15 protein-coding genes are annotated in these 20,230 nt (G+C 68.7%); 4 read left to right on the top strand and 11 right to left on the bottom strand.

What is annotated here, in order from left to right:
* Positions 1-179: 179 nt before the first annotated feature.
* The 3 genes from G5C66_RS24725 to G5C66_RS24715 all read right to left on the bottom strand — a co-directional run bounded on the left by G5C66_RS24725 (position 180) and on the right by G5C66_RS24715 (position 5,365).
* Positions 180-2,018: a DUF5719 family protein gene (locus G5C66_RS24725; RefSeq protein WP_165114254.1), complete on the bottom strand. Its 1,839-nt coding sequence runs from the start codon at positions 2,016-2,018 to the stop codon at positions 180-182.
* Positions 2,015-4,921 carry a glycosyltransferase gene (locus G5C66_RS24720; protein WP_165114252.1) on the bottom strand — a complete coding sequence of 969 codons (2,907 nt, stop codon included), beginning with the start codon at positions 4,919-4,921 and terminating at the stop codon, positions 2,015-2,017. Before G5C66_RS24720 ends, G5C66_RS24725 begins: the two co-directional genes overlap by 4 nt.
* A gap of 189 nt (positions 4,922-5,110) precedes the next feature.
* Entirely contained in the window at positions 5,111-5,365 is a 255-nt protein-coding gene (locus tag G5C66_RS24715) for a WhiB family transcriptional regulator (protein ID WP_008361238.1), read from the bottom strand.
* A gap of 351 nt (positions 5,366-5,716) precedes the next feature.
* On the opposite strand from G5C66_RS24715, the gene cofD reads away from it, so the two are divergent.
* Genes cofD through G5C66_RS24700 form a run of 3 tightly spaced genes read left to right on the top strand, consistent with a single transcriptional unit; the run spans position 5,717 to position 8,509 of the window.
* The gene (gene cofD / locus G5C66_RS24710) at positions 5,717-6,730 is read left to right on the top strand and encodes a 2-phospho-L-lactate transferase (RefSeq protein ID WP_165114250.1); all 1,014 of its coding nucleotides are present in this window, start codon (positions 5,717-5,719) and stop codon (positions 6,728-6,730) included.
* Entirely contained in the window at positions 6,727-7,686 is a 960-nt protein-coding gene (locus tag G5C66_RS24705; protein ID WP_165114248.1) for a coenzyme F420-0:L-glutamate ligase, read from the top strand. The genes cofD and G5C66_RS24705 overlap by 4 nt, the downstream gene beginning before the upstream one ends.
* 40 nt (positions 7,687-7,726) lie before the next feature.
* Positions 7,727-8,509 carry a DUF3105 domain-containing protein gene (locus tag G5C66_RS24700; RefSeq protein ID WP_165114246.1) on the top strand — a complete coding sequence of 261 codons (783 nt, stop codon included), beginning with the start codon at positions 7,727-7,729 and terminating at the stop codon, positions 8,507-8,509.
* A gap of 193 nt (positions 8,510-8,702) precedes the next feature.
* Here the strand turns inward: G5C66_RS24700 and G5C66_RS24695 are convergent, their stop codons facing one another.
* A complete protein-coding gene (locus G5C66_RS24695) occupies positions 8,703-9,779 on the bottom strand; it encodes a mannose-1-phosphate guanylyltransferase (RefSeq protein WP_165114244.1) in 1,077 nt (358 codons plus the stop codon).
* Positions 9,780-9,802: 23 nt separating this feature from the next.
* Here G5C66_RS24695 and G5C66_RS24690 point away from each other — a divergent pair, with 23 nt between their 5' ends.
* Positions 9,803-10,525, top strand: coding sequence for a TIGR03089 family protein (locus G5C66_RS24690; RefSeq protein WP_165114242.1), 723 nt, complete (start codon positions 9,803-9,805; stop codon positions 10,523-10,525).
* Between the two features lie 510 nt (positions 10,526-11,035).
* Here the strand turns inward: G5C66_RS24690 and G5C66_RS24685 are convergent.
* The 7 genes from G5C66_RS24685 to G5C66_RS24655 form a co-directional block, all read right to left on the bottom strand.
* Entirely contained in the window at positions 11,036-13,162 is a 2,127-nt protein-coding gene (locus tag G5C66_RS24685; RefSeq protein ID WP_165114240.1) for an N-acetylmuramoyl-L-alanine amidase, read from the bottom strand.
* A 219-nt stretch (positions 13,163-13,381) separates the two neighbouring features.
* A complete protein-coding gene (locus G5C66_RS24680; protein ID WP_165114238.1) occupies positions 13,382-14,179 on the bottom strand; it encodes an ABC transporter ATP-binding protein in 798 nt (265 codons plus the stop codon).
* A complete protein-coding gene (locus G5C66_RS24675; RefSeq protein ID WP_165114235.1) occupies positions 14,176-15,075 on the bottom strand; it encodes an ABC transporter permease in 900 nt (299 codons plus the stop codon). The genes G5C66_RS24680 and G5C66_RS24675 overlap by 4 nt, the downstream gene beginning before the upstream one ends.
* A complete protein-coding gene (locus G5C66_RS24670) occupies positions 15,059-17,074 on the bottom strand; it encodes a glycosyltransferase (RefSeq protein ID WP_165114233.1) in 2,016 nt (671 codons plus the stop codon). Before G5C66_RS24670 ends, G5C66_RS24675 begins: the two co-directional genes overlap by 17 nt.
* Complete coding sequence (gene glf / locus G5C66_RS24665) at positions 17,071-18,264, bottom strand: UDP-galactopyranose mutase (RefSeq protein WP_165114230.1); 1,194 nt, start codon at positions 18,262-18,264, stop codon at positions 17,071-17,073. Before glf ends, G5C66_RS24670 begins: the two co-directional genes overlap by 4 nt.
* A 37-nt stretch (positions 18,265-18,301) precedes the next feature.
* Positions 18,302-19,219 carry a glycosyltransferase gene (locus tag G5C66_RS24660; protein WP_165114228.1) on the bottom strand — a complete coding sequence of 306 codons (918 nt, stop codon included), beginning with the start codon at positions 19,217-19,219 and terminating at the stop codon, positions 18,302-18,304.
* Positions 19,216-20,151 (bottom strand): glycosyltransferase, encoded by a 936-nt coding sequence (locus G5C66_RS24655; RefSeq protein ID WP_165114226.1) that lies wholly within the window; start codon positions 20,149-20,151, stop codon positions 19,216-19,218. The genes G5C66_RS24660 and G5C66_RS24655 overlap by 4 nt, the downstream gene beginning before the upstream one ends.
* Positions 20,152-20,230: the final 79 nt, after the last annotated feature.

Here is a 20,230-nt window from a genome sequence, read left to right as displayed (position 1 = left end):
TTCGCCCCGCCCCGCCGAAGGAATTTTCGTTCACCCCGCCATTCCAACTGGTCCTCTCGGCGCGAACGAAAATTCGTTCGCCACCGATCCCAAGCCCCCACCCAACCCAGACCGCCGCGCCAGACCCCTGCCGCCGATCACAAAACGCACCGGCCCGCTGGCGTGCCGCACTAAGAAACTCAGGGCTCCAACGGCAGCGGCAACCCAGGAGCAACCCCGGCGGTACGTACCTCCGAGCGCAGCGGGTGGAACGGGACGACCGCGTCGCCGTCGCCGCTCATCACCACGGCTGCGTTGACCTCGACACCCTCGGGCACGAGCTGGATCAGCGCGGCCTCGGCAGGCACCTCGATCTCGGCGCCCTGGCCCGGGCCGACCTCGACGGACTTCGCCTTCAGCGCCTTGCCCTTCGCGGTCACCGGGACCACCTGGACCGTGCCGCTGCTCCCGGTCTTGGCGACCGGGCCGGCGATCACGACCCGCTTCTTGCCGACACCGGCACCTGCGGGAACGACTACCGCGGTCGCCTCCGAGACGGTCTCGGTCGCGGTGGTGATCGCGACGTCTCCGCCGTCGACCGAACGCATGGCGGTGGTGACCGGGCCGGAGGCGACGATCTCGATGCCGTACGCGTCGTCGGCGCTGTCCTTGTCGAGCAGCTTGGTCAGGTCGACCTGCGCCTGGCCGTTGGGCGGCACGCTGATCTCGGGCGCGCCTTCCGGGGTGAGCACGTTCTTGGGGGTGAGCAGGCGCAGCTCGGCGCTGACCTGGGCGTCACCGGGGTTGACGACGGTGAGCGTGCGGCTCGCGGAGCTGTTGGGGTAGCCGACCAGCAGGTTGGTCTCGGCCGGGGTCGACTGGCCCGGGAAGTAATCCTCCTTCGTAGCCCCTGTCTCGAGCGCGACGGCACGGTCACGCACCATCACACCGGCCTGGCCGCGTACGACCGTGGTCTTCAGGGACAGCTCGCCCTTGCGCGGGATCACGTGGAGCAGGTCGAAGGTGCGGGTGGTGTTGCCCGGGATCGCGACGCCGCGCAGGTCCTCGGGGACCGCCACGACGCCCTTCTCGTCGTAGAGCGAGATGTCGACCGTGGCCGCACCGCTGTTGGGGTTGGTGAGCTCGAGGATCGAGTTGTGGGTGGCGCCGGCACCGACGCCGGGGAACCACGCCTCCGCCTGCGGAGCCAGGCAGGCCGTCGCCGCGAGCGGCTTGGTCGTCGAGCGTCCGGCGACCAGACCCGGGGCGACCTCCTTGTCCGCCTTGATCACGACCGAGCCGGGCTTGGCAGCGGTGGTCGTCACCTTGCCGGACCCGACGGTGGCCGGGGCGCCCTTGCCGGCGCCTGGGCCGCTGAGCGTGACCTCGCCGGAGCCGTCGGCGGCGTTGGTGACCGAGACCTCGTCGGCACCGGCCTTCGGCTTGCCGGGGCAGACCACGGTGGCTGCCTTCGGCGCGCTGCTCTCGGCGGCGAGGGTCGGCTGCTCCCACTGGTGGGGCCGGTTGAGCAACAGGGCCACGGCCATCGCGCCGATCAGGCCCAGCGCCACCAGAGCGGTGTTGTCGAGGCGGCGGCCACGCTGCCTGCGTACGCGGCGCAGCCGGGGTCGGGCCGCGGCTGCTGCCGCCGCGGCAGCCGCCATCCGGCCGCCCTTGCCTCGCTGCGGCTCGGCCTCGGGCTCCGGCTCGCCCACCCGCATCTCGTCTGCGGTCGGCCAGGCCTCGTACTCCGGCTGGAACTCGCCCTGGAGCTCGGGCTGGAACTCACCGGTGAACTCGCCGGTCTGGTAGTCACTCTCATAGGGCGGCGGGTCGCCCGTCTGAGCGAGCATCTGTCCGGTCTCCGGACCGGGCACGTACGGCTCCTGGCCGTAGAGCTGCTCCGGGGTGTATCCCTCCGGCGCCATCTGCCCCACGTAGGGGTCGGCGTAGGGGTCCAGCATCCACGGCTCCTGGCCGTAGACGTCGTCGGCCTGCTGCTCGTGCGAGCGGTCGTAGGGGTCACGAGGATGACTCATGCCGACTCCCTCCTCTGGATCAGCGTCGGCAGGCACAGGACCAGGACCACGAACAGCCCGATCCCGGCCAGGACCAACAGGATCGTACGGATGATGGACTGCGACTCGGTCACGCCGGGGTCGCTCGGGTCGGAGTCGAGCAGCCAGGCACGCGTCGAGCGCTCCACGGTGCTCGCCTGGGTGACCGAGCCCGAGGCGTCGATCCCCTCGGCGACCGAGGAGTCGGCGGGCCCGGGCATCACGATGTAGGCGACGCCCTGGGCGGCCAGGTCGCTGATCACCGCGTCGTCGGGGTCGGCGGCCAGGCGGCGTACGACTCCGGTGAGCTCGTCGGAGCCACCGGCGACCTGCGCGATCTCGTCCTCGCCGAGGGTGATCCCGTCGTCGCGCAGGACGGCGTAGCGGATGCCCTCGTCGACCGAGCCGCGCAGCACGAGGACGCCGTCCTCCGGGCCGAGCGTGGTCGAGGTCGGGTCGAGCATGTAGGACGGCACACCGGTGTGTCCGAGGGCGCGGGTGTTGTCGGTGAGGTCGCCGGAGCCGGCGTAGACGAACCAGCCGAGGCTGCCGACGACACCGACCGCCGCCACCGCGGAGGCCGCGCCGACCATGATCTTCCGCAGCCCGCTCAGCCCGTCGAGGATGGCTCCCTGGGCACCCAGCACCGCCGCGACCACCGCGAGGCCCTGGATGGCGACCAGCGGGAAGCCCCAGCCGACGCGCGCGATGCCGGCGTCGAGATGGATCGGGATCCAGGACAGCAGCATGGTGACGACGGCCGTCGCGACCGCGCCGATCCAGCAGACCAGGACCGGGATGCGGGTGCGGCTGGGGATCAGCGCGAGCACGGCCAGCAGCGGCAGCGCCAGGCCCAGCCACCACGGAGCGCCGAGGTCGGTGCCGTCGAGCCCGGTCAGGCGGCCCACCAGCAGGTCGAAGCCGCCCGCGGCCGGGGCCGGCAGTCGGCCCGGGTCGAGCAGCAGCCCGGCCCAGCCGCCGGAGAAGATCAGCGGGAGCCACCACGGGATCAGCAGACCGACCGGCGTCGCGATCGCCGCAGCGGGCGGACCCCACTGGTCGCGGTCGCGCAGCGCGGCGGGCATCAGTCGGCGTACGGCGATGAAGATGACGGCCGCGAAGACGGCCGCGACGAGGAAGGCCATCGGCGCGAAGGCGGTGATGACGGTGAGCAGCAGACCGGTGCGCCAGCCGGCCCGCCAGCGACGGTCGGCGACCGGGTCGCTGAACCCGAGCGCGGCGTGGGCCAGCCACGGCAGCAGTGCGCCGACGACGACCGCACCGATCCGGCCGTCGCCGAAGGCACCGCTCACGTAGGGAACCAGGGCGTACGCCGTCGCGCCCCACAGCAGCAGCCAGCGCGGGGCACCGAGGTGGCTGATCAGCCGGCCGGCGACCCGCAGCAGCCGCCACGCGCCGCCGAGCGCGACCGGGAAGCTGAGCAGCATCACCGCGGTGACCGCCAGGCTCGGGTTGCCGCCGAGGAACGTCGCGAGGACCGCCAGCGGGAAGATGTGCGGCGGCGCCGGCACGCCGGTGCCCTGGGAGATCGCGTGCCAGGACTGGAACTGCAGCTGCCACCAGTCACCGACGTTCTGGGGCGTGGGGCCGAGACCGCTGCCGGCCACGCCGCCGAGCGCCGCGCGGGCGCCGACGACGCCGAGGATGCCGACGACGACCAGGAGCACCGCGACCGGGTTGGTGAACAGGCGCACCAGCCAGCCGGTCTCGGCCGGGATCTCGTCCTCCTCGAGCTGGGCTCGCTCGGCCTGCCGCTTGGCCGCAAAGGACGCCGGGTCGGCCTCCGCCTGCGCCATCTGACGGCGTTCGGCGATGTCGGAGGCCTGCAGGGTGACCGCGGTGGCGACGTCGGAGACGAAGTCGAGACCGTGGCGGTAGGGCAGCCAGGGCGGCGGCAGCAGCGCCTTGACGGTCTCCTTGTCGGCGTGCGCCTGCTTCCGGCGGCGCCGCTTGGCGACCATGATCTGACCGGTGTGGCCGTAGATCCAGCCCAGCGCGGCCAGGTCGTCGAGAGCCGCCCCGGGGTCGCGTACGAGGACGAAGCCGAGCATCCGCCACAGGGTCTGGAAGAAGAACCTGACCATCCACAGCGCCAACGTCCCCGGCCGGCCGTTGACCAGCAGGGTGTAGAGCGCCGCCCGGCGCTCCTGGTAGTGGATCCGGCGCCCCGTCAGCTGCGTCTTGCGTACGCCACGGTGGGCCGCCTCCACGTGGAAGACGACCGCGTCCGGGACGGCGATGGTCGTGAAGCCGGCGTTGGCGGCCCGCCAGCCGAGGTCCATGTCGGTGCCGAGGACCGGGAGGTGCTTGTCGAAGCCGCCGAGGTATTCGAGGACCTCGCGGCGGATCAGCATGCCGGCGGTGTTGACGGCCAGGACGCGGCGTACCTCGTCGTGCTGGCCCTGGTCGTACTCGCCGCGCTCCAGGCCGGTCTCGCGGTTGCCGGTGACCGAGATCGAGACACCGAGCTCGAGCATCCGGCGCAGCGAGGGCCACTCGCGGATCTTGGGGCCGAGGATGTCGGCCTCCGGGTATTCCTCGGCGGCGTTGAGCAGCGTGGCCAGCGCGTGCGGGTCGGGGGTCGAGTCGTCGTGGAGGAACCAGATCCACTCCGGCGGCTGCGCCGCCTGGTGGAGGATCGCCAGCGCTTCGTTCGCCGCGTCGGCGAAGGTGGTCGATGCGGGCATCTGGACGACCTGGGCGAAGGTCTCCTCCAGGATCTCCACCGACCGGTCGGTCGAGCCGGTGTCGATCGTGACGGCAAAGCTCACCGGAGCCTGCTGGTTCCTGATCCCGTCGATGACGGTCGGAAGCCAGCCGGCGCCGTTATGAGAGACGAGGACGAGGGCGACCGACGCTTGCACGATCGGCAACCCTAGTGCCCATCTGGTGATAGACCGAATGGACCTGTCGGGCGATCGGCGATATCCCCCTGGGCATGAGTGGCCTCTTCGGGGCTCCGCGACGTGGATTGCGAAGCAATCGGCTGAACAAGACAGCAGGCCCGGACCTGTGACGGTCCGGGCCTTGCTGGCTCGTGCTTGGTTATTGCCTCAGACTGCGCGCTTCTTCAGCTTGCGGCGCTCCCGCTCGGAGAGTCCACCCCAGATTCCGAAGCGCTCGTCGTTGCCCAGAGCAGACTCAAGGCAGTCCTGGCGCACCTCGCAGGTCTGGCAGACCTTCTTGGCCTCCCGAGTCGATCCACCCTTCTCAGGGAAGAACGCCTCCGGATCCGTCTGCGCGCACAGGGCGCGCTCCTGCCAGCCCCCTTCGTCGGTGTCCGGCTCGAGGAGAAACAGCTCTCTCATCGTCTTTCCGACCTTTCGACCCTATTCAGCTTGTTTCGGGACCGTGACCCCATCTTGGGCCAGTCACCTCCATGCCATCGGCAGGTAACCGATCCCCCCGTTTTTTGCGGGAACTGCCTCTGTTACGACCGAGATCGATGTTTTGATGCAGTCCCCAGTACGAAATTTCCCGAGATTCCTAGCGCCGTCTCCAGCGCTGACGGTCCCCGGTTCAGTTTCGAATCACACTGATGAAATTACATGCCTGTCGGTGCCACAAGTCAACCCTCAAATCTGCTAGGGGCGCCTTAACACGGCCTTTCGGCACCGGCTGGAGCAGGGGTGCTGGCCCTCGTCTGAGAGGCTAGGACCATGCGTGACATCACCGTTCTCTCCGGCGGCCATGGTGGCTCGAAGTTCATCTCCGGGCTCCTCCACGGCATCTCCGCCGGCCGCCTCCCGGGCATTGGGGAAGATGCCCGGGTCACCGTGATCGCCAACACCGCCGACGATCTGTGGATGCACGGCGTCAAGGTCTGCCCCGACCTCGACACGGTGATGTACACCCTCGGCAACGGATTCGACCATGAGCGCGGCTGGGGCCGCAAGGCCGAGACGTGGTCGATCAAGGAGGAGCTCGAGGCCTACGGCGTGCCCGGCACCTGGTTCGGGCTCGGCGACCGCGACATCGCCACGCATCTGGTGCGCACCCAGATGCTCGAGGCCGGCTTCTCGTTGTCGCAGGTCACCGCCGCGTTGTGCGATCGCTGGCTGAAACCGGTATGGGGCGACCGGGTGCAGCTGCTGCCGATGACCGACGACCGTGTCGAGACCCACGTGGCGGTGAAGGACGAGAATTCACCCAGTGGACTCTCAGTCGTCCACTTCCAGGAATACTGGGTTCGCCTACGGGCCGGCGTTCCGGTCGAGAAGCTCGTCTTCGTGGGCCAGGACGAGTCGAAGCCGGGCCCCGGTGTGATGGACGCGCTGCTGCAGTCCGACCTGGTGATCGTGCCTCCCTCGAACCCGGTCGTCTCGGTCGGGACCATCCTCGGCGTGCCCGGAATCCGGGAGGGCCTGGTCGCGACCTCCGCCCCCGTGGTCGGGATCTCGCCGATCATCAGTGGTCATCACGTACGCGGCATGGCGGAGCAGATGCTGGCCGCGATCGGCGTCGACGCGACCGCTGCCGGAGTCGGTCTGCATTATGGGACGCGAGGCTCGGGCGGGGTCCTCGACGGCTGGTTGGTCGACACCGCCGACGCCGACGCCGTCCCCTCGCTCACCGACTCCGGGCTGAAGGCGGCCGCCGTCCCGCTGTGGATGTCCTCCGAGGACGCGACCGCCGACATCGCCGCGGCCGCGGTCGAGCTGGTCACCCGATGACCGGCATCACGGTCACCGCACCCGACGGCGTACCCGAGGTGCGGAAGGGCGACGACCTCGCCGGCCTGCTCCTCGCCGCCCTCGAATCCCCGCTGGCCGACGGCGACATCGTCGTGGTCACCTCGAAGGTGGTCTCCAAGGCGGAGGGCCAGGTGCGGGAGGGCAACCGCGACGACGCGCTCCCCGGCGAGACGACCCGGGTGGTGGCCCGGCGCGGGCCGACCCAGATCGTGCGCAGCCGGCTCGGGCTGACCATGGCGGCGGCCGGGATCGACGCCTCCAACGTCGAGGCCGGCCACATCGTGCTGCTGCCGCTCGACCCCGACGCCTCCGCTCGCGCCCTGCGCGCCACGCTCCGCGACCGCACCGGCGCCAACGTGGGCGTGATCATCACCGACACCGCCGGACGGGCCTGGCGCGACGGCCAGACCGACATCGCGATCGGCGCCGCCGGGCTCGAGGTGCTGGAGAGCTTCGCCGGACAGGTCGACGCCTACGGCAACGACCTCGTCGTCACCGCCCCTGCCGTCGTCGACGAGATCGCCTCGGCGGCCGAGATCTCCCAGGGCAAGCTGGGCGCGCGGCCGTTCGCGGTCCTGCGCGGGCGCGCCGACCTGGTCCGCGAGCCGGGCGACGACGGGCCGGGAGCGAGCGCGCTCATCCGCCCCGAGGGGTCGGACTTCTTCGGCTTCGGGGCACGGGAGGCCGTCGTACGCGCCCTCAAGGGCGCCGCCGAGGACCAGGCCCCGTTCGGCGCCCCGGCCAGCGTCGAGGAGCTCTCCGCGGCCGTCGCGGAGGTGACCGGAACCGCCCCGATCGCCCACGGGGACGCGCTCCGGGTGGACGGTGCCGACCCTGTGGTGATCGACGTGCTGGCGTTCGCCCACGGCTGGCGGTGCGTACGGGATGACATCAATCACGGGGCAACTTCACTTCTGCTACCACTGACCACCTAGAATCTGCGCGTCCCGACCAGAGACCTGAGGTAAGCCGACAGTGGCCAACAAGTCGCTCAACAAAGACCGCCGCGCGGTCATCAACGAGATCCGCAAGAAGCAGGGTCGCGCCGAGCGCGTCCGTGGCGCGGCGATCGTCGGTGTCTGCGTCGTCATCGCCCTCGTGATCGTGGGTGCCGCAGCGTGGGGTCCGATCACGGATTTCTTCAAGACCAGCAAGTACGACGACGTCGCGCTGCAGGACATCGGGAAGAGCGCGAAGGCCGCCGGCTGCCAGAAGATCACCGAGATGGCGGCAGACGGCAACCAGAACCACATCGCCACCGGCACCGAGCAGACCTACACCACTGCTCCCCCGGCGTTCGGCCCCCACTGGAACGAGGCCAACGTCGCGCCGGCCGACATGTCGCGCAAGTTCTACACCCCCGGTGACCGCCCCGACCTCGAGGCGCTGGTGCACAACCTCGAGCACGGCTACACCATCGTGTGGTACGACGAGACCGTCTCCGAGGACGAGCTGAACACGCTCCGGGCGATCGGTGACAAGTTCGCCGGCACCTCCAACTTCCGCTACAAGTTCATCGCGGCCCCGTGGACCGCTGCCGACGCCAAGGAGACCGCTGTCGCCGGCGACAAGAAGACCGAGTTCCCCGCGGGCACCCACATCGCGCTGACGCACTGGTCCGCCGACCCGGCCAACCCGACCGAGGCGTCCACCCAGAAGGGCGTCTTCCAGTACTGCGAGGGTGTCTCCGGCGAGGCGATCAAGGAATTCATGCAGAAGTACCCCTACACGTCCAGCCCTGAGGCCCAGGCCATGTGATCGGTCCCTCCGGACGTACGAAACGGCCGTCTCCCTTCGGGGAGGCGGCCGTCTCTCATCTCCGCCGGTCGAGCCGCCGGAGCCGCTAGGCGAAGGCGTGTCGAGACCAACACAGTCCTATCGAGCGCCGAGGGAACTGTGCTGGTCTCGACACGCTCGCTGGCGCTCGCGGCTCGACCGACGGTGTCGCTGGTCAGGTGAGGTCGGTGCGGTCGGAGTCCTTGAGGGCGGCGACGATCTTCTTGACCTGCTGGGCGTGGGCTCGGGTGGTGACCAGGACGGCGTCGTCGGTGTCGACGACGACGATGTCCTCGAGGCCGATGAGGGCGATGGTGCGGCCGGAGTGGGGCACGACCAGGCCGGTGGAGTCGAGGGCGTGGACCAGGCTGTCGTCGCCGAGGATCGTCGGGCCCTCGGGCGAGGCGGTGGCGGCGGCCTGGAGCAGCGTCGCGAGCGAGTCGAAGTCGCCGATGTCGTCCCAGCCGAGGTCGGCGGGCACCGTGGCGACCTTGCCGGCAGCGGCGGCCGGCTCGGCGACCGCGTGGTCGACCGCGATCGTCGGCAGTGTCTCCCACAGCGCCTCGAGTCGCGACGGCTCCGCGGCGATGGCCCGCAGCCGGTCGGTGAAGCCGGGGTCCGACTCCGCGAGCAGGTCGAGGAGGACGGTGGGACGGACCACGAACATCCCGGCGTTCCACCGGTAGCGGCCGGTCGCGAGGTAGCCGGCGGCCACCTCGGCCGACGGCTTCTCGACGAACTCGTCGACCAGGTAGGCGCCCCGGTGGCCGTCCAGTGGCGCGCCCTCGGCGATGTAGCCGAACGCGGTCGAGGCGAAGGTCGGCGAGATCCCGATCGTCACCAGCCAGCCGTCCGCGGCGACGGCCGCGGCGCTGCGTACGGTCTCGTGGAAGTTGTCGACGTTGCGGATCACGTGGTCGGCGGCGAAGGAGCCCATCACCGCGTCCGGGTCGCGGCGCTCCAGGAAGGCCGCGGCCAGGCCGATCGCGGCCATCGAGTCGCGGCCGCTCGGCTCGGACAGGATGGCGTCGTGCGGCACCTCCGGCAGCTGCTCGCACACCGCCCGCTCATGCACCGCGCCGGTCACCACCATGATGCCGTCGGAGACGGGCTCGAGCCGGTCGTAGGTCTCCTGCAGGAGCGTACGTCCGTGGCCAGTCAGGTCCCGCAGGAACTTCGGCTCCGAGGACCGCGAGAGCGGCCACAGCCGGGTGCCTGCACCACCGGCGGGGATCACTGCCCAGAACGTCATGGCGCACACCTTAGAGTTTCGACGTGAGCAGCTTCCCCGAGACCCTCGCCCGAGCCCTGCGGACCGACCCCGGCGGCCCGTTCGTGACGTTCTACGACGAGACGAGCGGCGAACGCCAGGAGCTGTCCACCACGACGTACGCCAACTGGGTGGCCAAGGCCTCCGGCCTGCTCGTCGACGAGCACGGCCTCGAGCACGGCGACAGCATCCGCATCGACCTGCCCACCCACTGGCTGGCGACGGTGTTCCTCGGCGCGGCCTGGAACACCGGGCTCGTGGTGACCGACTCCGACGGTTCTGATTCCTCTGGCCCTGACGCCGTCGTCTGCGGCCCCGAGACCCTGGCCGGCTGGGCCGACGGCGCCGGGAAACGTCCGACGCTGGCCTGCTCGCTCTTGCCGTTCGGCGTACGTTTCGCCGATCCGCTCCCCCAGGGCGTCCACGACGTCGGCATCGAGGTCTGGGGTCAGCCGGATGCCTTCACCCCGTTGGACCCGCCTGCCGCAGACGACGCGGCCACCTCGTGGGCCGGTGTCGAGGCGAGCCACGCGGACCTGTTCGGAGGTGACGGGAACAGCGGGCGGCTGCTCTCCACCGTTCCGTCGGCCTCACCGGCCGGCGCCGAGCTCCTGGCCTCCCTGCTGGTCGGGGGTGGCTCGCTGGTGCTGGTCACCAACGCGACCGACGACCGGCTGGCAGCCGTAGCCTCCAGCGAGCGCGCCATGCAGTTTCCGGACCACTCGTGACGAGGTTTCGATAACCCGAGGATATCTGCTCGATAACACGGTCGCACGACGGATATCGCTGACGGGAATTCACTGATTTCAGCGGCGACAATGAATCGGCGCCGGCCCTGAATTCGTGATCCAAGACCGGCGCCGACAGGGGCGCCCAGCATGCGCGGTGGTGCGGCGCCCTACGGCCCCGAGGAAGGGGTGAGTCGTCCTGGGTCCGTAGCCGATCGAAAGGCGCCGACCCCGCGCCGCGAGGGCGTCATGGGTGGGTCACAGGCTGTTCAGAAGGTCGATCACCGCTTGGATGATCGCGTCGATGATGCCGGGATCAGGCATGAGCAACTCCTTTCCTAGTGCCCGAGAAACCCTAGAAATGCGAGCCGTTGACCGGCAGAGAAGCGCGCTGCGTCCTCCCCTGTCGCAAACTCGCTGCACAACACGTTAGGCACATTTCACGGACGCTGTCCATGAGATCGTCGGAATTACCGCGATAACGAAAATTCGTGACGCCGGACTTCGGTGTTATCCGAACTGGTCGTATCCCCGCACGACGCCCATCTGGACCTTACGGTCCCAGCCACCGCTCTGGTTGTGCTCGTAGGCGAACCACATCCCGTCGGACTTCCGGCGCAGCAGCAGGTCGCCGCCGGTGGAGGCACCGCGCAGGTCCTTGGTCGCGAGGATGAAGTCGAAGACGCTGGTGTCGATGCCAGGGTCGGATTGGGTGGTCAGGCCGCCGGGACCGTTCGTGCGGAAGATCAGCAGCTTGCTCGAGACCTTGAAGATCGCCTCGGGAGAGCCGTCGTCGGCGTAGAACCGACCGGCGCCGATGACCTGGCTCGACCCGCTCACCCCGCTGCGCATCATGTAGGAAGCACCCAGGGCGCTGGTGCCTCGCCCGGGCCACACCCGGATCTCGCCGGTGGGATGCTTGCCCAGGAGGTCGGGCCAGCCGTCGCCGGTGATGTCGCTGACGACGTCGATGACCGAGACCGACTGGAAGTTGCGTCCGATGATGACGCCGGTCGCGAACGTCTCGGTGCCGTTGCCCCGGTTGAGCCGGATCGTGCCGTCGGTGTGGCGGATCAGGATGTCGCCGTCGCCGTCACGGTCCCAGTCACCGGCGTTCATCAGCGTGGCCGAGGTGCCGCCGATCAGGTTGGTCGCCCGCGGCGTACCGAAGCGGGCGTTGCCGTCGGTGCGGAGCACGAAGATCCGCTTGTCGGCAGCCCGCCGGGCGACCAGGTCGGGGTAGCCACGACCGCTGATCTGCGACTGCAGCTCGCGCGCCGCCCACCCGGCCTGCTTCGAGCCTGCCTGTGAGCGGATCGTGCTCATCTGGGCGTAGAGGTAGCGACCCGGGCACGCGGTGGAGCCGGCGTCGCGATGGCCGTTGATCGCGTAGCGGAACGTCTTGTCGCCGATGCGGGTGCTGCCCTTGTTGCCGCGGACGCCGTGCAGCGAGAGCTTCCACGCGAACAGCGTGCCGAAGGCGTTCACCAGCGCGCTCGGCGGCGCGACGTTGTCGAAGTTGCCGATCGCGGAGGCACCGAAGGAATAGCTGTTGTAGCCCGAGGTGTGGGCGCCCACGACGGGGCGGTCGACGCCCCCGTAGCGGCCCTCCCAGATCCGGCCGAACTTGTCGAGCAGGAAGTTGTAGCCGATGTCGCGCCAGCCGCGGCTCTGCACGTGGTAGACGTAGATGCTCCGGATGATCCCCGGCACCTGGTCCCGCGTGTAGGAGTTGGTGTTGACGGTGTGGTGCACGAACCCGCCACGGACCTCGTGGTAGTCGGGCGGTCCCGGCTCACGTACGCTCTCGTCGGCACCCCACTGCCGGCGGCTGTAGATGCTCGGCTTGGGCGTGTACGCCGCCGCTGACAGCGTCGCGGCCCCCTCATCGGCACTCTCCACCCCGTCGGCCGGCTCCGGAGCATCGTCGGCCCCGGTGTCGATCTCGGGCGACTCGCTGCGCGTCGAGACCGCCTCGCCGGGAGTGATCACCGCCAGCCTCAGGTCGGCCGGCATGTCCGCACCGGTCAGCCGCAGCCGGGTCTGCACCTGGTCGACCTCGCCGACGATCGCCTCCATGGTGCCCGGCCGGGACCCATCGGCCTCCGCGGAAGCCGGGTCGGGAGCATGGTCGTCGAGGTGGACGTCCAGCGCCTGCCAGTCGCTCCACGCCCCGTCCACCAGCGTGCGTACGTCGGCCCTGACCGCCTCCTCCGGAACCCCTGCCCCGGGCGCCCAGGTGAGCCCGACCGTCCCGAAGCCGTCCACCGGCTGCGGCAGGCTGGTCACGGTCACCGCATCGCCCCGAGGAGTGGCCTTCTCGGCCTCCGCCGTGAGGCGGCCGACGACCCCGTGGCCGGACTCGCGGCCCTTGGCCAGGGGCGCGGTCAACGAGATCTCCTCGAGGTGGGCGGCGACCGGATCCGCAGGCACCTGCGCTACGGAGGGCACGGCTGCCTGGCCCCCGGAGACCGGGATCTCCTCACCGGGGCGGACCACCTTCAGGTCGACGACGGTGCTTGCCGGGACCAGGGCGGCCAGGACGACCCCGAGCACCAGGAGCTGCTGGGTCGAGGCGACATAGCGGGATCTCGCCCGTCGAACCTCGTTCGGCTGCTGTCCTGCCTGCAAAGACATTGCGTGGATCCCCCTGGTTCCGTAACACCAGGGAACATCTTTCACATCAGCAACAGGGGACGGAAGAGCCCGCGAGGAACTACATGTCTGTAATTCCTCGCGGGCTCCATGTTGCACAGACTGGATCTCGACCCGCTTCGCGGGTTCGCAAGCTCACCCGCTGCGCTCGCTCGATCTCTTCGCGTTGCGACCCGGCGACTTCGTCGCCGGGTCGCAGGCTCAGACCTCGGCACCGAGCGCGCTGTCAGCCGCCTCCAGGCTCTTGAGCTTGGCCGACCCCTTGGCGTCGTCCTCACCGTAGTGGAGGTATTCGATGCCCTCGTCGACGTCGCCGTCGAAGACCAGACGGCCCTTCTCCAGGCAGATGACGCGGTCGCACATCCGCTTGACCGAGCCGGCGGCGTGGCTGACGTAGACCACGGTGCGGCCGCTGTCGCGGATCTCCTCCATCTTCTCCATGCACTTCTTCTTGAAGGGCTTGTCACCGACGGCGAGGACCTCGTCGGCGAGGAAGATGTCGGAGTCGATGTGGACGGCGACGGAGAACCCCAGCCGGGAGTACTGCCCCGAGGAGTAGTTGCCGACCGGCGAGTTGAGGTGGTCGCCGAGCTCGGCGAACTTCACCACGTCGTCGTAGATCTCGGCCGTCTCCTCGGCGGAGAGGCCGTAGATCGCCGCGTTGAGGAAGATGTTCTCCCGACCGGACAGCTGCGGGTGGAAGCCCGCGCCCGTCGCGATCAGGCCGGCGATCTGGCCGCGGGTCTTGACGACACCCTGGTCGGGGCGCATCACGCCGCTGATCAGCTTCAGCAGCGTCGACTTGCCGGAGCCGTTGAGCCCCATCAGGCCGACCGACTCGCCCTGCTTGATCGTGAAGGTGATGTCGTCCAGCGCCTTGAAGGTGTTGGAGACGGCCCGCCCCTTCATCTTGGCGACCGTGATGTCCTTGATGCTGCGGTGGTAGCGGAGCGTGAAGTTCTTGGTGACCCCGTCCACCACGATCGAGTCGGCGCTCATGTCAGACGCTCCGGAATCTTGTTCTCGTACTTGCTGAAGACCAGCTGGGCGATCACCAGCAGCACCAGCGAGACACCGAAGGCCCCCAGGCCCCACGACCACAGGTGGTCGGGCAGGTGCTCCGCGGCGGTCTGCTCCGGATCACTGGTCACCCCCACCCAGAAGGCCTGCTGGAAGAGCAGCACGGCCTCCGAGATCGGGTTGAGCAGGTAGATCCAGGACTTGTCGCCGAGGAAGCCCTCGATCATCGAGAACGGGTACATCATCGGCACGCCGAAACGGATGTAGTTGGTCAGGATGTTGACCGCGCTGCCGAAGTCCCGGAAGAAGACGTTGGCCAGGCTGAACACCAGCGCCAGCGCGGTGCCGAGCGCCATCACGATGCCGAGCGCGAGCAGGAAGGACGGGACCGTCTCCCAGGACGGCTTCCATCCGCTGAGCACGCAGACGACCACCAGGATCAGGGTCGCGGGCACCAGGTGGTAGAGCGAGACCAGCATCGAGGCGACCGGGAACATCTCCTTCGGCATCGCCATCTTCTTCAGCAGGCCCTTGTTGCCGAGCAGGGAACGGGTGCCCGCACCGAAGGTCTCGGTGAAGAAGTGGACGATGACGAGGCCGGCGAACAGGTGGACCGGGTAGTTGTCCATGCCCTTGTCCGCGCCCATGATCTTGCCCATGAACAGCCAGTAGACGCAGAACTGCGTCAACGGGTTGATGTAGGACCAGAACACGCCCAGGATCGAGTTGGAGTAGCGACCGCTGATCTCCCGCTGCACGAGCAGCTTGAGGAGATAGCGACGCTTGAAGACCGAGAGCAGCCCGAGGTTCTCCGCCGGCGGTGCCAGCGGCGCGTCGACGATCCGTACGGGACGTTCATCAACTCCGGTTGCCATCGGTCCCCTTCTCCTCAGCGACCTTCCACGGCTCGAAGGTCTTCTCCCAGGCCTCGGGCGAGGTGACCTCGCCCAGCTTGGCGCGGTACTCCTCCGCCAGCTTGGGCCAGCGGCGCTTGAGCTGACGGTGCACCTTGATGGTGTCCTTCAGCATCTGGTTGAAGAGCTTCTTGTCGCGGCGGTAGAAGGCAGCACCCTGCTGGTCGTTCATCGACACGATGGCGCTGTCGTACTTGGTGATCCGGTACCACTGGTTGTCCATCGCGGCGAGCTCGGCCTCGGGGAACTCCGTGGAGAGCTTGCGCGGCTTCATCAGCTGACGGATCGGCGCCTTGAGCGCGGCCAGCTTGACCTCACGGTTGGTCGGGACAGCGGTGTCGTCCTTGCCCTTGCGCGGCGGCTTGTGGCGGCGTACGGGCGGGAACGCGTCCCGGTCGGCCTCGAGCTCCGCGTCCGGGAAGCCCTTGACCATCTCGCGCACGGCCGGGAGCTGGGTCGCGAGGGTCTCGTGGAGCTTCTCGGGGCCGGCGAGCACGTCGAGCAGCGCCTGGTGGCGCAGCAGGACGGTCGAGTACTGCATCGAGACCAGATGCTTGATCTGGTGGGAGAACGACTCGGTGACCATCCGGCCACCGTCGTCGTAGATCGAGTGCAGCAGCGCGGCGACGAAGCGGTTGCGCTGGTGGAAGTAGGACTGCCAGTCGAGCGCGTCGTTCTTGTCGGTCCACGGAACGTGCCACACGGCCGCACCCGGGAAGGACACGGTCGGGAAGCCGGCCTCCTTGGCCCGAAGGCCGTACTCGGAGTCGTCCCACTTGATGAAGACCGGCAGCGACAGGCCGATCTCCTCGATCACCTTGCGCGGGATCAGGCACATGAACCAGCCGTTGAAGTCCACGTCGACGCGCTTGTGCAGCCAGCGGGTCGAGCGCAGGTTGCGGGCGCCGAAGTCCCAGTCGCCAAAGACGCCGGGAGCCGACTGCCACCAGAACCGCCACGGCTGGACGATCTCGCCGTAGGAGTGCAGGCGGGACTTCGCGTAGAGCGAGAACATGTGGCCGCCGACGATGGTCGGCCGCTTGGCGAGGTCACCGAAGGTGATCGCGCGGATGATGCCCTCGGGCTCGCAGACGACGTCGTCGTCCATCATCAGGGCGTACGTCGCGGTGCCCTTGCGCAGCGACTCGAGCTGACCGCGCGCGTAGCCGCCGGAACCGCCCAGGTTGCCCTGCTCGATGATGTGCAGCAGGTCGCCCAGCGCCTTCTCGGCCGCCGGGAACTCGACGTCGTCGGCGACCTTCTTGGTGCCCTGCTCCATCACGAAGACGGTGTCGAGGTAGGGACGCAGCTGCTCGTCCTCGCCCATCTGCGCGAGCAGCTTGGCGCAGAAATCGGGCTTGTTCATCGTGGTGACGCAGATGTCGACGGTGCCGTGCTCGGCACGGTCGTCGGGGACCTCCGCGGTCCACTCGGCCGAGGTGATGACGGCGTCCTCGTCGGAGGCGACCACGTCGTACCAGTACCAGCCGCCGTCGACGAACGGCTTCAGCGGCAGGTCGAAGGTGAAGGTGCCCTCGGGGTTGGTGCCGGTGTCGGCGGCGTCGACGCGCTGGGAGCGGCCGTTGGCCATCGACTTGTAGACGATCACGCTGGCACCGCGACCCTGGAGCGAGACGGTCAGCTTCACGTCGTCGACCACGGTGTGGCGGCGCCAGTAGCTGGCCGGGAACGCGTTGAAGTAGGTGCCGAGCGAGAGCCGCTCGCTCTTCAGCACCCGCAGCGACGTACGCGACTCGATCTGGTCGGGGTGGATCTGGGTCCCGTCGTTGATCGACTGGCGGATCTGGGCGTTGTTGAGCGCTTGGGCCGTCTTGTCGGAGCCGACCTCGTACTTGTCGGCGTCGAGGATGGCGGCCTGGTTGTCGACGTAGAGCGGGAGTACGTCGGAGTCACGGTCCAGGGGCAGGATCTGCCGCTGGAGCAGTCGGGTCACGCTCATTCGTCAACGCCTCCGGAGGTGAGCGGGGTGCCGTCCTCGAAGTGGGGACGGAGCTTGTTCTCGAACATGGTGAGCGCGGACGCGATCGCCATGTGCATGTCCAGGTACTTGTAGGTGCCGAGGCGGCCACCGAAGAGCACCATCGGCTCCTTCTTGGCCAGGTCGCGGTAGACCAGGATCTTCTCGCGGTTATCGGCGGTGTTGATCGGGTAGTACGGCTCGTCGCCCTCCTGGGCGAAGCGGCTGTACTCCCTCACGACGACGGTCTTGCCCGGCTTGTAGCGGTCGGCACGCTCGGGGTGGAGGTGCTTGAACTCCAGCTCACGGGTGAACGGGACCTCGGGGTCGTTGGCGTTGACCACGCCGGTGCCCTGGTAGTCGTCGACGTCGAGGATCTCGGACTCGAGGTCCACGGTGCGCCAGGAGAGCTTGCCGGCGGAGTAGCCGAAGTACTCGTCGACCGGGCCGGTGTAGACGATCGGGACCTTGCCCTTGTAGTCGTCGACCACCGTGAAGAAGTCGGTGTCGAGCATCACCGTGATGTTCGGGTGGTCGGCCATCCGCTCGAGCCACGCGGTGTAGCCGTCGACCGGGAGGCCCTCGTACTTGTCGTTGAAGTAGCGGTTGTCGAAGGTGTAGCGGACCGGGAGGCGCGTGATGATGTCCGGCGACAGCTCCTTGGGGTCCTTCTCCCACTGCTTGGCGGTGTAGCCCTTGATGAACGCCTCGTAGAGCGGGCGGCCGATCAGGGAGATCGCCTTCTCCTCGAGGTTCTGGGCCTCCTCGGTCTTGAACTCGCTGGCCTGCTCGGCGATCAGCGCGCGCGCCTCGTCAGGCGTGTGCGACTTCCCGAAGAACTGGTTGATCAGCGCCAGGTTCATCGGCAGGGAGTAGACCTGCCCCTTGTACTTGCCGAAGACCTTGTGCTTGTAGTCGGTGAAGTCGGTGAACTTCCGCACGTAGTCCCACACCTTCTCGTTGGAGGTGTGGAAGAGGTGGGTGCCGTACTTGTGCACCTCGATGCCGGTCTCCTCGTCGAACTCGGAGTATGCGTTGCCTCCGATGTGGGGACGGCGCTCGATGATGAGCACCTTCTTGTCCAGCTGGGACGCGGCGCGCTCGGCGATGGTCAGGCCGAACAGGCCGGAGCCGACGACGACGAGGTCAGGAGTGGTTTCAGGGAAGGACACGATCGCTCAGTCTAGGTCTCGGTGGGTAAGGGGTCGGTCAGGAGGAGGTGGACGGTGCTGGGTTGGGCAGCGTTCGCATGCCCCGCGCGGCGCGCAGGGCCTTGATCACGTTGACGGCTTCGTGCTTGCCGCCTCGCAACGGGCTGAGGAGGACCACAGCCGCGGCGATGAGCCAGGGCTTGAGACGTACGAGGACGTTCTCGCCGTAGCGGAAGTGGACGACGAAGAGGTTGCGGTACATGTAGAAGCCCTTCCAGCCGGCCAGGTCGTGCTGCTGGCTGAAGTCGAGCTGGCGCACGAGCACCGCGTCGCGTACGGCCCAGATGGTGCGGCCGGCGCGACGGGCGCGGATCGCGAGATCCACGTCGTCGTAGAAGATGAAGTAGGAGGGGTCGGGGAGACCGATCTCCTCCAGGACGGTGCGGCGGATCATGAAGCCCTCGAAGGCGACGTTCTCCACCGGGACCCGCTCGGGCATGGCGTCACGGGTCGGATAGGTGTCCATGACCGCGGCGGTCTTGGGCTTGATCGCGAGCGGGTTGCGCAGGTCGAACTTCAGCGCGGCCAGCTCGATCAGCTTGCCGTTGCGGTCCTCGCGCACCGAGAAGAGGCAGTCCTCGTCCTGGGCGAGCAGCACCTCGAGGCAGTCGTGGGCCGGGACGACGTCGTCGTCGATCAGGTAGAGACGGTCCCAGCCCTGCTCGACGGCAGCCTTGGTGCCGAGGTGGAAGCCACCGGCGCCACCGAGGTTCTCGGCGCTGTCGATGATCTGGAGGTTGGGCGTGACCGCCTCGGCGAGGACCTGCGCGGTGTGGTCCGTCGAGGCGTTGTTGACGACGATCACGGCATCGGCGGGCTGGTCGAGCTTGGTGAGCCCGTCGAGCAGCCCGCGCAGCATGTCGGCGCGGTTGTAGGTGACGACGACGATCGCGACCGTCTCACGGGTGGTGCTCAACGAAGGAACCTCTCGTGTCCACTGAAGTCCCCCCGGACAGCCGCCCACCATGCCTGCGCAGAGAGCCGGATTCGCTTCGGCTGCGGCTTGGTGAGCAGGTAGAACCATAGAGTCTTGGCCACGAAAGCCAAAGCGAAGGGCCACCCTCGGTAGTCGCGCAGGTTGAGCAGGTTGTTGCGCGCCATGCAGTAGTGCTTCAGGTCGCTGGGCGTGTGGTTGTACGTCGCCCTCCCCCACGCCATCGGGGTGCCGAGGTCGCCCACGGCCGGGTGGCGCACCTGAGCGCCCACGACCGTCGCGATCCGGGCGCCGGCCTTCTCGGCCCGGAGGCGGTATTCGTGGTCGTCGCCCCAGATGAAGTACTCCGCCCGGGGGTAGCCGATCCGCTCCACCAGGTCGCGGGTGACCAGGACCCCGTTGAACGGGATCACGATGTCCTTGATCAGCCCGTCGGTGGCGGCCGCCTCGACGGCGGCGAGCCGGTGCACGACCTTCGAGCGGCCCGGGAGCCGGATCGGGAAGACCAGGCGGCCGGGGTCGTCCTCGTCGACGACGAGCGGTCCCCAGAAGTCGAGGTCGGTCTGCTTGAGCAGCAGCGCCAGGCAGTCGGGGTCGGGCAGGCCGTCGTCGTCCATCAGCCAGACCAGGTCAGCGCCGCGCTCGATCGCCAGCTCCAGGCCGTCGTGGAAGCCGCCCGCGCCACCGCTGTTGCGCTCCAGGGTGCGCGCGATCACCGGCACCTGCCGCTGACCGGGCTCCTCGGCGCCGTCGAGCTCGGCGAGCCACTGCGACGTGCCGTCGGTGGAGGCGTTGTCGATGACGATCACCTCGTCGAGCCCGTCGACCACGTCGAGCCGCTCCAGCAGTCGCTGCAGCAGCTCGAGACGGTTGAAGGTCACCACGACCGCGGCGACACGATTGCTCCCTGGCACGGTTCCAGACTAGCCGCGACCGCGGGGTATCCCGGGAATCAGCGAGTCGCGGTGCCCCCTCGTTAACGCGTTGTTCAAC

The sequence above is a fragment of the Nocardioides turkmenicus genome (assembly GCF_011045035.1).
GTDB lineage: Bacteria > Actinomycetota > Actinomycetes > Propionibacteriales > Nocardioidaceae > Nocardioides > Nocardioides turkmenicus.
This window is presented reverse-complemented; position numbering and strand designations above follow the sequence as displayed.